This window comes from Pandoraea horticolens (assembly GCF_902459555.1).
GTDB lineage: Bacteria > Pseudomonadota > Gammaproteobacteria > Burkholderiales > Burkholderiaceae > Pandoraea > Pandoraea horticolens.
The window spans coordinates 282,315-295,376 of the sequence record NZ_CABPSM010000005.1 but is presented as its reverse complement, the minus strand read 5'-3'; the positions used below and the strand labels follow the sequence as shown (position 1 = coordinate 295,376).

General features: G+C 64.3%; 11 protein-coding genes and 1 pseudogene. 7 read left to right on the top strand and 5 right to left on the bottom strand.

Features of this window, described 5'->3' with window-relative positions; all coding sequences use genetic code 11:
• The first annotated feature begins 95 nt into the window (after window positions 1-95).
• The 5 genes from PHO31112_RS11385 (at window position 96) to PHO31112_RS11365 (ending at window position 5,686) form a co-directional block, all read left to right on the top strand.
• Window positions 96-1,016, top strand: coding sequence for a LysR family transcriptional regulator (locus PHO31112_RS11385; protein WP_150620600.1), 921 nt, complete (start codon window positions 96-98; stop codon window positions 1,014-1,016).
• Between the two features lie 211 nt (window positions 1,017-1,227).
• Window positions 1,228-2,091, top strand: a complete 864-nt coding sequence (locus PHO31112_RS11380) for a VOC family protein (protein WP_150620599.1) — start codon at window positions 1,228-1,230, stop codon at window positions 2,089-2,091.
• Between the two features lie 73 nt (window positions 2,092-2,164).
• Window positions 2,165-2,902: a class II aldolase/adducin family protein gene (locus PHO31112_RS11375; RefSeq protein WP_150620598.1), complete on the top strand. Its 738-nt coding sequence runs from the start codon at window positions 2,165-2,167 to the stop codon at window positions 2,900-2,902.
• Between the two features lie 142 nt (window positions 2,903-3,044).
• Complete coding sequence (locus tag PHO31112_RS11370) at window positions 3,045-4,385, top strand: MFS transporter (protein WP_150620597.1); 1,341 nt, start codon at window positions 3,045-3,047, stop codon at window positions 4,383-4,385.
• A gap of 173 nt (window positions 4,386-4,558) precedes the next feature.
• A complete protein-coding gene (locus tag PHO31112_RS11365) occupies window positions 4,559-5,686 on the top strand; it encodes a porin (protein ID WP_150620662.1) in 1,128 nt (375 codons plus the stop codon).
• A gap of 132 nt (window positions 5,687-5,818) precedes the next feature.
• Here the strand turns inward: PHO31112_RS11365 and PHO31112_RS11360 are convergent, their stop codons facing one another.
• Window positions 5,819-6,868, bottom strand: coding sequence for an aldo/keto reductase (locus PHO31112_RS11360; protein WP_150620596.1), 1,050 nt, complete (start codon window positions 6,866-6,868; stop codon window positions 5,819-5,821).
• Between the two features lie 403 nt (window positions 6,869-7,271).
• Here PHO31112_RS11360 and PHO31112_RS11355 point away from each other — a divergent pair, with 403 nt between their 5' ends.
• Window positions 7,272-8,243: an AraC family transcriptional regulator gene (locus tag PHO31112_RS11355; RefSeq protein ID WP_246178037.1), complete on the top strand. Its 972-nt coding sequence runs from the start codon at window positions 7,272-7,274 to the stop codon at window positions 8,241-8,243.
• A gap of 96 nt (window positions 8,244-8,339) precedes the next feature.
• Here the strand turns inward: PHO31112_RS11355 and PHO31112_RS11350 are convergent, their stop codons facing one another.
• From PHO31112_RS11350 to PHO31112_RS11340, 3 genes and pseudogenes are all read right to left on the bottom strand, one after another.
• The gene (locus PHO31112_RS11350) at window positions 8,340-8,519 is read right to left on the bottom strand and encodes a hypothetical protein (protein ID WP_150620595.1); all 180 of its coding nucleotides are present in this window, start codon (window positions 8,517-8,519) and stop codon (window positions 8,340-8,342) included.
• Window positions 8,520-8,534: 15 nt separating this feature from the next.
• Window positions 8,535-11,042 carry a DNA ligase D gene (ligD, locus tag PHO31112_RS11345; protein WP_150620594.1) on the bottom strand — a complete coding sequence of 836 codons (2,508 nt, stop codon included), beginning with the start codon at window positions 11,040-11,042 and terminating at the stop codon, window positions 8,535-8,537.
• A gap of 275 nt (window positions 11,043-11,317) precedes the next feature.
• Window positions 11,318-11,491: pseudogene (locus PHO31112_RS11340) on the bottom strand (non-homologous end joining protein Ku); the annotation flags it as partial.
• Window positions 11,492-11,819: 328 nt separating this feature from the next.
• Here PHO31112_RS11340 and PHO31112_RS11335 point away from each other — a divergent pair.
• Window positions 11,820-12,071: an MJ0042-type zinc finger domain-containing protein gene (locus tag PHO31112_RS11335; RefSeq protein ID WP_174995682.1), complete on the top strand. Its 252-nt coding sequence runs from the start codon at window positions 11,820-11,822 to the stop codon at window positions 12,069-12,071.
• Between the two features lie 13 nt (window positions 12,072-12,084).
• On the opposite strand, the gene PHO31112_RS11330 is transcribed toward PHO31112_RS11335, so the two are convergent.
• Window positions 12,085-12,993: a 2-hydroxyacid dehydrogenase gene (locus PHO31112_RS11330; protein WP_150620660.1), complete on the bottom strand. Its 909-nt coding sequence runs from the start codon at window positions 12,991-12,993 to the stop codon at window positions 12,085-12,087.
• Window positions 12,994-13,062: the final 69 nt, after the last annotated feature.

The window sequence follows — 13,062 nt, the reverse complement described above, 5'->3', positions numbered from 1 at the left end:
CGTTGCCGGACGTTGCCTAAAATGCGGGACCGCCCCGCTTGGGGCGACCCGACCCTGACGCTCTTAATGCTTCTTGCAGGACTGCACGGCTGGGCATGAACTTACGCTCGCTCGACCTGAATCTGCTGCTCGTGTTCGAGTCGCTGCTGCGCACGCGCAGCACGACCGTCACCGCAGAGGAACTTAACCTCACGCAATCGGCCGTGAGCAACGCGCTCAAACGTCTGCGCCTCGCGTTTGGCGACCCGTTGTTCGTCAAGACGCCGCAAGGCATGTGGCCGACCGATCTCGCCCTCACGCTCGCGCCACCCGTCACCGAAGGTCTCGGTCTGATCCGTGGTGCCGTGGAGGCACCGCAGGACTTCGTGCCGGCAAACGCGCAACGCACGTTCCGTCTTTACCTGAGCGATATCGGTCAGTTGATCTTCATGCCGAAGCTGATGGCCACGCTCGCGGTGGAGGCGCCGGGCGTGCGCATCGTCACCGTCGACACCACGCCGCGTGAGGCGCAGAACGCCATGGCGATGGGCGATATCGATCTCACGCTGGGACTCTTCACCCGCTTTTCGTCGGGCTTCCACCAGCAGCGTCTGTTTCGCGAGCACTACGTCGCACTCGTGCGCGACGGGCATCCCACGATTCGCGGACAACTGACCGTCGAAGCGTTTCTGAGCGCAGCGCACGCGGTGTATCGGCCGACAGCCGGTCATCACGATGTCTTCGAGACGGCCGTCGAGCATTGGTTTGCACAGGCGGGGCGCCAGCGCCATGTCGCGTTGCGTATGGCGCACTCGATGGGACTCTCGGCGCTCATTGCCGCGAGCGACCTCGTGGTCTGTGTGCCGACGCGGCTCGGACGCGCGCTCAAGGCCGCCGCCGATCTACGCACCTACGCGTTGCCGTTCGAGGGCCCCGAGTTCGACATCTCGCAACTCTGGCACGAACGCTTTCACACCGACGCCGGCCATCGCTGGTTGCGCAGCACCATCTTTCGCCTGTTCCACGGCGAAGACTGATCCGCCATTCTCCCTGGTTCGCATGACACGTCGCCCTGCGGGACGGCGGCACGGCGCCGCTCGCATGCTGCACCCCCAATTCACGTTGTAAATACCGCGCATTTACGCAATTTGTTGGCGTCATGCGGCGCCGATCCTTATCGTATCCCCACGACATTGCAGTCATCGGGCGTTCGCCCGGAACACGAACAATATCCGCAGGAGACAAGCGGTGATCAATCTGCACGACATTCGTTACGTGCGGCTGGGCACACGCGACATCGAGGGTGCCACGCGCTATGCGCGCACCATTCTCGGGTTGCAGGAAGTGCGCCGGGAGGCCGGTTACGTATTCCTTCGCAGCGACAGCCGCGACCATTCGGTGTGCTACTTCGAAGGCGATCCCGCCGACCATACGGTCGCGTTCGACGTCGCGAGCGACGCGCATTTCGATGCCGCCGCCGCGCAGCTCGAAGGCATGCGCATCGAGTTTCGACGGGGCACGCGCGACGAAGCCGACATGCGTCGCGTGGGCGATTTTCTGACGTTTCTCGACCCGAGCGGCAATCGGATCGAACTGGTGTTGCGCGCCGCGCAGACCGGCCGCCGGTATCACGGCGAGCGCGATGCGGGCATCGATTCGTTCAGTCACGTTGGGCTGTGCACGACCGACGCGCGCCGCGACGAAGCCTTCTGGACGAGCGTGTGCAACGCCCGTGTGTCGGATCGCATCGGCGACGCACCGCTGCTGCGCATCGACGACGTGCATCACAAGATCGCACTGTTCCCGGCCAAGCGCGCGGGCATCCAGCATGTGAATTTTCAGGTGAACGGCATCGACGACCTCATGCGCTCCTGGTACTTCCTGCGCGAACAAGGCGTGCCGATTCGCTTCGGTCCGGGACGTCACCCCACGTCGCACGCGATGTTCCTGTACTTCGCGGGGCCGGACGGCATGGTCTACGAGTACTCCACGGGCGTGCGCAAGATCGCGCCCGAAGACGAGGCGACCTACGTGCCGCGTCAGTTCCCCTTCGATCCGACGGGGTTCTGCATGTGGGGCGCGAAGCCCGAGATCCCCGAGTTTTCGGCCTGACGCGATGCTTCGATTTGCTTGCGGTCATGACGCCTGATAACGCCGAATAACACCGAATAGCGCCGGATTCCCCATGACACAACACACGTTCGATGCCGGCCGCATCGCCGAGCTGGATCGCGCGGTGCGCGTAGCGGCGCGCACGCTGGCCCGCGCAGGGCTGGCCCACGCGTACGGTCATTGCAGCGCGCGTCTCGACGCCGATCACTTCCTCGTATGCGCGGCCCGCCCGATGGGACTCATCGGCGTGGGCGAAGCGGGCACGGTGGTGCCCGTCGATGGCCCGCTGCCCGATGGCGTGCTCGGCGAAGTCCGTCTGCATCAGAAGATCTATCGCTCACGTCCCGATATCGGCGCTGTAGCGCGCTCGATGCCGCCCAAGACCATGTCGCTCTCGACACTGCGCAGAACGCCACGCGCGTTGCACGGCCCGGGCACTTACTTCGCTCCCGGCGTGCCGCTGTGGGACGACCCGCAACTGATTCGCGACGACGCGCAGGCCGAGGCGGTCATCGCCCGGATGGGTGCGAACGCCGCCGTGGTGATGCGTGGCAACGGCGCAGTTGTCGCCGCCGACACGCTCGACGCGATGGTGGCGCTCACGTGGTACCTCGAAGATGCGGCCCGCGTCGATCTCGACGTGCTCGCGCTCGAAGCCGCTCACCCCGCTGCTTACCCCGCCGCCGTACTCGATCCCGACGCCTGCCGCGCGCGCGCCACCCGCTCGGGCCGGATCATCGAGCGCATGTGGGAATACCTCTCGGCGGGCGATCCGGAATTGCCGGACGCAAGCGCATCGCCCGCCGCGTGATTGCGACTCGGCAATCCGGCGCGTCATGCCCGATTTTTTGACGTAATCGCCCCCAACCGGCGGTATGGCCTTCACAGAGCGTCGTCGACAGACGCCACGGCCCGCCGCTCAGTCAGCGGACACCACCGCACAGGAGACAGACATGGAAATTTCCGCCTTGATGAACCGCAGGGGCATCACGCCGTTTCAATGGCGCGTGATTGCCCTGTGCTTTCTGATCGTCACATTGGACGGATTCGATACTGCCGCCATCGGCTACCTCGCACCGGCCATCCGTAGCGAATGGACGATGGCGACGACCAGCCTCGGCACGGTCTTCGGTGCTGGGCTTGGCGGCCTGATGCTCGGCTGCTTCATCTTCGGCCCGCTGGCCGATCGCATCGGCCGCAAACGCGTGCTGATTCTCTCGGTCATCCTGTTCTCTCTGGGCAGCATTGCGTCGGCGTTCGTTCACAGCCCGACCGAGCTTGCCGTCATGCGCTTCCTTACCGGCATCGGCCTGGGCGGCGCCATGCCCAACGCCATCACCCTCAGCTCGGAATATTGCGCCGAGCGCATGCGTTCGCTGCTCGTGACGGCCACGTTCTGCGGCTTCACGCTGGGCTTCGCCATCGGCGGCGAGATCGTTGCGCAGACGCTCCCGCACATTGGCTGGCGCGGCGTGTTGATCGCCGGTGGTGTTGTGCCGCTCGCCGTCGTGCCGGTGCTCATGCGCTGGTTGCCGGAGTCGATGCGCTACCTCGCCGCTCGTGCAGACAGTGCCGACCGGTTGCTGGCCATCGCACGGCACATCGATCCGCAGGTCACGCGCATCGATCGGGAAGTGACGCCGGCCGGAGCAGCGAGTTCTGCGGTGGGCGGGTTATTCACGCGTCAGTACGTCGTGGGCACGCTGCTGCTTTGGGCGACGTACTTCTGCACGCTGTGCGCGTTCTATCTGCTCACGAGCTGGCTGCCGCTGGTCGTCAAGGATTCGGGTTACACGTTGGCGGAAGCGGCTCGCATCGGTGCGATGTTGCCGCTCGGCGGCACCGTCGGCGCAGTGCTGATCGGCTTCGCGATGGACCGCACGAGCCCGTATCGGGTGCTGGCCGCGTCGTATGTCATGGCCGGTATTGCACTGTGTGTGCTCGGGTCGGTCACGCATCAGGCCGGCTGGCTGATGACGGTTGTCTTCCTCGCGGGCTTCGGTGTCGCCGGGTCGCAAACCGGGGCCAATGCGCTGACGGCGGCGTACTACCCGACGGCGTCGCGTGCGACCGGCGTGGCGTGGGCGCTGGGTGTCGGACGTCTCGGTTCGATCCTGGGCTCCAGCCTCGGCGGTGTGCTGATTGCCACGGCGTCGAGCACGGCGCAGGCCTTCCAGATCGTTGCGATTCCTGCGTTTCTTGCGGCGGCGCTGATGCTCGTCATGCGCCGTCGCGTGGGGCGCACGGGGTCTCTCGCCGCGGCCGTCACCCAGCCTGCCACGGGCGCGGTCTGAGCGGTGTTCGGGGCGAGCGCCCAGACACGCTCGCCTTTGCCGTACCCGCGGCTTGAACGTTCCCCGACGCGCAAGCCGTGGCGTCTGCCCCCGCAGGCATTTGCCAGCTACCGGTCGACACAGGCCGGACTACCACATGAATCAATGGAGACATCATCGTGACCTTCAAGGGACTGCCCGCGCTCGCGCTGGCCGCCGGCCTCGCGTTGGCCCACACTTCCGCCTCGGCCCAGAGCGTGACGCTCTACGGCATGCTCGACACCGGTATCGAATACCTCTCGCACGCCGGCGCCAACAACAGCTCGCTCGTGCGCGTGCCGGCCAACACCGGGTCGCTGCCGTCGCGTTGGGGCCTGCGTGGCGATGAGGATCTCGGCGGTAGTTTGCACGCGGTGTTCGCGCTCGAGAGCGGATTCAATGTTCGCGCGGGCGACCTCAATCAGGGCGGGCGGCTGTTTGGCCGTCAGGCGTGGGTGGGGCTGTCGAATCCCTACGGCACGCTGTCGTTCGGCCGGCAGTACTCGATGACGTTCTGGGTCATGAACGATGCCGACATTCTCGGCCCGGATCTCTTCGGCAGCGGATCGCTCGACAGCTACATCCCGAACGCGCGCAGCGATAACACCGTCGCCTACAAGGGCGTGTTTCAGGGCCTGACGGTGGGCGCCACCTACTCGTTCGGACGCGACGGCGGCGGCACCGGCAACTCGCCGGGTCAGGGCATGTGTGCCGGACAAACGCCTGGACAGATGACGTCCTGCCGCCAGATATCGACGATGCTCAAGTACGACACGGCATGGTTTGGCGTGGCGGGCGCGTGGGACGAACAGCGTGGCGGCGCCGGTGCTGCCGCGAACTTCTTCAACGGCGCCTCGACCGTGCCGCTCACGAGCTCATCCGACAAGGACACGCGCTGGCAGATGAACGGCTATGTAAAGGGGGGCAACTGGAAGGCGGGGGCGGGATGGCTCGGCCGTCGCGTGCAGACGGCGTCCGCGGCGGTGGCCGATGTGAACTCCGACATGTTCTACGTCGGCGCCGTGTATCAATTCACGCCAGCCTTTGCCGTGGATGGCGAAGTCTTCCGCATGCTCAACGCCCGTCAGAACACACGGGCGACCATGGCGACGCTGCGAGGTACGTACTTCCTGTCGAAGCGAACGGCCGTGTACACACAAGTGGCGTGGCTGGGGAATAGCGAGCACGCAGCGTATTCGGTGAGTTCGGGCGGCGCGGGCGGATCGCCGACGCCGGGTACGAGCCAATTGGGTGTGAACGTCGGCATGCGTCACACCTTCTGACGCACTGACGCTGCATGCCCCGCCTGCCCCGTAGGCGTTAGGGCCGTCGACAATGCAAACACGGCGCACCGCTCTTCTGCGGTGCGCCGTGTTTCGTGACTGCGTTTGAACGCTACCTACAAGGATAGGGCATCAAAGCAGGCCGGCTTCGGCGAGTTGCGCGCGGCGCGGGTCGCCCTGGCGAGAGAGCATCCAGCCCGGATATTCGCTCGGCAGTGCGCTGGCGGCATCGATGGCCGACAGCTCGCGCGCGTTCAGCGTGACGCGTGTGGCTGCGATGTTGTCGTCGAGCTGGTCGGTGCGTTTGGCACCGATGATGACTGCCGAGACAACCGGCTGGGCGAGCAACCAGGCAAGCGCGATCTGTGCTACCGACACGCCCTTCTCGGCGGCGATGCCACGCATGACGTCGATGACGTCGTAAGCGCGCTCCACGTTGACCGGCGGAAAGTCGAAGCTCTGGCGGCGGCTGCCGGCTTCGGTCTGACCGTCACGCGTGTACTTACCCGAGAGCAGGCCGCCGGCGAGCGGGCTCCACACCATCAGACCGACGTTTTCGCTGCGTAGCATCGGCACGATTTCGCGTTCGAGATCGCGGCCGGCAACGGTGTAGTACGCCTGGAGCGAGGCGAAGCTCGCGAGATTCAGACGCGCCGAAATGCCAAGCGCCTTGGCGATCTGCCATGCGGCCCAGTTCGAGACACCGATGTAGCGTACGTGCCCTTGACGCACCAGTGTGTCGAGCGCGCTGAGGGTTTCGTCGATGGGCGTGGCCGGATCGAAGCCGTGCACCTGATACAGGTCGATGTGATCGAGTTGCAGGCGTTTGAGGCTGGCCTTGATGCCATCCATGATGTGATAGCGCGACAGACCGCGCGAGTTGGTGCCTTGTGCGCCCGTCACACCGAAGACCTTGGTGGCGACCACGACGTTATCGCGCGGCACTTTGAGATTGCGCAGTGCCTGACCGGTGAGCACTTCCGATTGACCTTCCGAATAAACGTCGGCGGTATCGATGAAGTTGATGCCTGCGTCGAGTGCGCGGCCCACGAGCGTGTCGACATCGTGTTGCTGCAATTGGCCGATCTTGCTCCACATGTCGCCCTGTCCGCCGAAGGTCATCGTGCCGAGGCATAGTTCCGAGACGAAAAGGCCGGTGTTGCCAAGTTTCCTTTGTCGCATTGCGTCGCTCCGTTGAAATTGCCGCCCGTCGCAAGTGACCGTCAGGGGGCAGACGGTGTGCACGGGATGGGATGCATTATGCGTCGCGGGGCATCAGGCAAGCAGTACCTGTTCCTGCACATTTCCTGCCTGATTCTGCACGCGGCCGGCGTCATGCGCTGGAATGGGGCGATCGGCGGCTGGAAAGCGTTGCCGAACATGGCGGGAAGATGGCGGACCCACTTGGCTTGGCGGTGCGATAGCCCGGTCGGGACGTCTGGATTTTGCCGGATTCTCCGGGATTTGTGCCTGATCGTGCCTGTTCGGGATCGGAGGATCAGGCAAGTTCCTGTCGCAGGCGTATGCTGTGCAACATCGCCGCGCATGATGCGCATACCGGCCGATCCGAATTGAGGGCACTTTCATGCATCTGGTCAAGAATTCGCCACGTGAGGCGGCGCAGAGCGAGTTCGCCGACGATCCGTCGCTCACCGCACGCAACGAACTCGTCGGTCTGCTTGAGCGGGCCACGCGCGCACTGGAGGGCACCACGCCGACGGCAGTGGATGGCCTCTTCGTGCATCGCATCCTGCATCCTGGCGGCCCGAAGCCAGCGATGCAGCAACCGGCGTTTGCCGTCATCGCGCAAGGCGAAAAGCGCTTGCAGATCGGCGAAGCACATTACGCCTACGATCCGATGCATTACATGGTGTCGTCGGTGCATTTGCCGGTGGTGGCGCAGGTGTCGGGGGCGAGCGAGCAATCGCCGTATCTCGGGTTGCGGCTCAATCTGGCGGCTGAGGATGTGACGTCGCTCATTGGTGACGAACATCTGCCGCCGCCGGCCCCATCGGCGAGCGGCCGGGGCTTGTACGTGAACCGGCTGGACGCTGCGCTGCTCGACGCCGTGTTGCGTTTGCTGCGCCTGCTGGAGACGCCGCGCGACATTCCGATTCTTGCGCCGATGATCAAGCGCGAGATCGTGTACCGCTTGCTGATGAATGGGCAGGGCGTGCTGTTACGCCAGATGGCATTGCAGGATAGCCAGATGAATCGCATCGCGCGCGCGGTGCGCTGGTTACGCGAGCACTATGCGCAGCCGTTGCGAGTGGAGGCGTTGGCGCAGGAGGTGCACATGAGCGTGTCGTCGCTGCATCACCATTTCAAGTTGGTGACGGCGATGAGCCCGGTGCAGTATCAAAAGCAATTGCGTTTGCAGGAGGCACGCCGGCTGATCTTCGTGGCAGACATCGCCGTCGCGGCTGCGGCGCAGGCTGTCGGGTACGAAAGTGCGTCGCAGTTCAGCCGAGAATATGCGCGCGTGTTTGGCGAAGCCCCGCTGCGCGACAAGCGCCGCTGGTTGCAGGATGGGGATGTAGGGGTGACACGGAGCTAGTGGCGTGGCCTCGTACTCGAATTGTCGGGCCACGTTTGGGCATTGGAAAAGTGTGAAGCACCCGAACGCATGTTGGGACCACGCTAATCTCATGTCTCACCTTTTGTTGGAGATGCGTTTTCGTGTTGCTTCTCGACGCGCTGCGAAATGGGATTCGACGTCTTGGTTTGGAACGGCAGGACGCGTATCTTCGAGCGCTTCCAGCACCTTTTGTCTGACCCATGCATCGTGAGCGTCGGGATCGATGCGCGCTTGCACCAATGCGCTGCTGGCCATGGTCCGGTCGCGGATTCAATCCCCGAACCGATCCAGCACCGCCTTCGTCACCTGCTGCTGCGAGGCCTTCTCGTAGTCGGCCCAAGGGTCTTGTTTCAAGGTATTCAGCCGTTCGACGGCGTTGCGCACATTCCACGCGTCGGCGCCGGGTAAATCGGACAGTTCCTCCCAGCGCACCGGCATCGATACGGCCATGCCTTCACGGGCTCGGGCGGAGTATGCGCAGACCGTCGTCGCCCCCCGGTAATTGCGCAGATAGTCGACGAAACACTTCCCGATGCGATGCTTCGCCCCCATCGTTGCCGTGAAGCGCTCCGGAAACACGCGCGCCATATGCCTGGCCACCGCTTCTGCAAATCCCTTGGCGACGTCCCACTCGTGACGCCGCGCCAAGGGGGTTACGACATGCAGTCCCTTGCCGCCGCTCGTCTTCACGAATGCTGTCAGCCCAAGTTCCTTCAGCAAGTCGCGAATGAGTTGCGCGTCTTCGACGATGCGCGCGAACGTTACGCCCTTGCCGGGGTCAAGATCGAAGATCACCCGGTCGGGGCGTTCAATCAGATCGCTGCGTGCATTCCATGTGTGGAACTCCACCGCCCCCATCTGCACGGCGCCGGTGAGGCCGCGCGCGTCGTCGATCTGCATGAGCGGCTCATGATCCGGATCGAGCGACGCATCGAGCGCGCGTACGCCCTGTATCGTCTTCGCCGCGTGCTTTTGAAAGAACATCTCGCCACCGATGCCTTCGGGCGCGCGCAACACCGCGACCGGTCGTCCGGCGAGGTGAGGGAGCATCCACGGGCTCACGGCGTGGTAATACGCCGCCAGTTCGGCTTTCGTCACGCCGGAATGTGTGTCCATGACGCGCTCGCCGTGGCTGATCTTCACCGGCAACACGGACGTTCCATCGTTCGATTGAGCGGTGCGCGGCATGGGTGGCGTCTCCTTGTAGGAATTGACGATAGCGGGCCCGGTACGACGGACTTCACGCCGAATGTCCTTCGCGGGTTTGTCTTGGCGCATCGCGAGAAACGAGGCTTGGCGGACATTGCCGTCGCGTGTCCACTCCGCGAATCGCACTTCCGCGACGAGTGTGGGGTGAAGCCAGTGCACGGGGGCCGGGCCTCCCGGTCGAGGTGTGGGCGAGAGCGGTGGCTTCGCGGTCTCGAGCGCATCGAATTGCTTTCGCAGACGCTGTAGTGCATCTGCATCGAAACCCGTACCGACCTTCCCCGCGTAGCGCAACGTCTTGCCGTCGTCACCGTAGTACCCGAGCAACAGCGCCCCGAAACCCTGTCGCGAGCCGGACGGCTCGGTAAACCCCAGCACGACGAATTCTTGACGCTGCGAGCATTTGAGCTTGCGCCACGCGTCGCTGCGCCCGGCAATATACGGCGAGTCGTCGCGCTTGATCATGATGCCTTCGAGACCCGCTTCGCAGGCCCCGTGCCAGAGCGATTCGAGATCGCCGCTGACCGGCTGGAGAACCCGGACGGCATCCGGCTCGCGCCCTTTGAAAAGGCTGGCGAGTGTCGCCTGACGCTCTCGCAGCGGCAAGTCGCGCAAATCGCGGCCGTTGCACCACGGTAGGTCGAAGACGTAGATGAGGATGGCGTCCTGCGCGTTCTCGTCGAACGCGCGCTGCAACGCCTGAAAGTCGGGCAGACCCTGCCCATTGGTCACGACGGCCTCGCCGTCGAGCCATGCGTTTGGCAAGCCTCGCTTGCGCAACGCGTCGACGGCAGGTCCAAAGCGATGCGTCCAATCCTGCCCGGAACGGGTGAAGACGCGAATGTCGTCGCCGGCAACGCGAATGAGCACGCGATAGCCATCGAGCTTGATCTCGGCATGCCAGCCCTCGGAAGCGGGCGCGGCATCGACAAGGGTCGCGAGCATCGGTTGCATGCTGGCTGGCGGTGTCGCCGGCGATCGTCGCAATGTGACCGGCGCAGCCGTCGACTTCCCGGCAGCGTTCGACGCCACGTTATCGACTACGTTATCGCCGTGCCGATGAATCAGCAGCCACTGGGGCTGGCGAGCGGGTTTATCGGTGCGAACGAGTGTCCAATGCCCGTTCAGTCGTTCGCCATGCAACGTGAACGACAATTTGCCGTTTGCATAGTCGCGTTGCGCGTTGCCATCAGGTTCCCACGAACCGCTGTCCCAGATATCGACGTGCCCCGCGCCGTAATTGCCGGCCGGAATGTCGCCTTCGAAATCGGCATAGGCCAACGGGTGGTCTTCGACCTGAACGGCAAGACGAGGACGGCTGACGTCGGGACTCGGCTGCTTCGGCAATGCCCACGACTTCAACGTGCCGTCGAGTTCGAGCCGGAAGTCGTAGTGGAGATGACTCGCGTCGTGACGTTGAACGACGTATCGCAACGCCTTGCCTTGCGACGCGGGTTCGCCGCGCGGCTCAGGCGTCGATGTGAAGTTGCGTTTGGCGTGGTAGGTGGCCAGCGAGTCGCGAGATTCCCGGCGTCGCGTGGTTTTCGTAGCAGTCACGTCTCGCTTGGGCATGATCGTCGTTATCCGGATTTGGCGCGTTTGGCCGATGTCTTCTTTGCTGCCGTCTTCCGTCCGGGTTTGCGGTTCGCGGATTTTGCCACGGCCTTTTCCGATTGAGCGCTGCCGGACGCCTTCGTTTTCACCTTGTGCGCTTGGGCGGCGACGGCCTCCCGTTTGCCCCTCGTGCCGGGATTTTGCTTGAGCAGCGCCATCAGGTCCGTGACGTTGCCGTTGCTCGATAACCTGGGCGCGCTCGCTTCGATTTGCGCGACTTCGCGGGTCTGTCCCGAGGCGACCTTCCGATCGATGAGTGCCAGAATGTCGACGGTCTGCGTAGCCACCGGATTTGCCGAACGAATCTCGTCGTCACTCAGCACGACGTAATTTCCTTTCTCGTACTCGTAGCCGTGCACGTTGACCAGTCCGAAACCGATGACGCCCTTCCAGATCGCGCGAGCCATATGTGCTCCCAGTGCAGGATTCGCCGGTGACGCGAAAGACGTGAGCCGAGCTGTCAGTATAGGTGGCCTGGGCTGCACGTTGTCGCCCCGGTTGCCGCCCATGTCGGTGCGATCGATCGGGCCGCCGGCCGGTTCCGCCACATTGATTTTCTCAATGCACTGCCCGCTTTCGTAAGGTTTCCTTGATGGAACGACGCGGTGGCTGCGAACGACCGGCCATCGCCGGCACAGGCGTCGGATCGTTGCCCCGGAGGCGATGCCACGCGCGCTGGCCCGAGACGAACCGACTGGCGGTAGAATCGGTCACATTGCCGACGGGAGGCCCACCATGCTGTCGATCCACACTGGTTTCGTCGTTTGCCCTACCTGTAAGGCCCGTTTCTCCGTTGCGGCGAGTCAGCCGACCGTTCAGGCGCTCTATGACTATCTCCATTCGGATGCCGAAGTGAGGTGTCCGACATGCGAGACAGCCTTCACCACGGCTAGCGCCAAGAGCAGCATCGAGTTCGAGCCCGTCAATGACGGCGTCACGCTGACGTCGTCGCCCGAGCGCAGCATCGATGGGCTGGACAATCACTGAGGCATCTCGCCAATCACAGCGGCGTGAGCAGCGGTTCTCCTGCCTGATAGCGGCGCGTATTTTCGAGGAACATGGCGAGCGTGGCGGCTTCGGCCTCGGGCGAGCGCCCGGCCACGTGCGGGCTCAGCACTACGTTCTGCAAGTCGATCAGCGCCGCAGGCGGTGACGGTTCGCCCTCGTACACGTCAAGCCCGGCACCGGCGATGGTGCCATTGCGCAATGCGTCGGCCAGGGCGGCGGTGTCGACGATACTGCCGCGTCCCATGTTGACGAGAAAGCCGTGCTTGCCGAGTGCGCGCAGCACATCGGCATTCACGAGGTGATACGACTCTGCACCGCCCGGCGCCGTGACGACGAGATAGTCGGCCCACTCGGCCAGCGCCAGCACGCTGTCGAAGAATTGGTAGTGCGCAGGCAAATCGTCGCGACGATGGCGGTTCCGGTAGCCGATCTGCATGTCGAAGCCCTCGCCGCGCTTGGCGAACTGACGGCCGACGGCGCCCAGCCCGACGATGCCCAGCTTCTTACCCGATACGCCGGGCTGCATGGGCAGCGCGTCGCGCCACACACCTTTGCGGCAAGCCGCGTCGTACTCCGGAATGCGACGCACAGCGGCGAGCAGCAGCGCGAAGCCCTGATCGGCGACCGTCGGCGCATTGGCGCCGGCCCCGTTTACGGCCACAATGTTGCGCGAACGGATCGTGGCGAGATCCAGATTCTCATAGCCGGCGCCCAGCGCACTGACCAGTTCAACCTTGGGCAGATGCGCCAGTTCGGCAGCATTCAGACCCCGCCCGCCATTCGTGAGGACGAAGCGCGCTCGCTCGCCTTCGGGGCCCCAGCCTTCCGGCACAGGGTGATGGCTCGGACGGTAGATCACGTCGAACTGCGCTTGCAGTTCGGACAACTGCTCGGGATGCATCGGGATAACGACCAGCAGTGGGGGCAGCGACACCTTCAATCTCCGGAGGGGAAGTTGGATTCGCGGCGC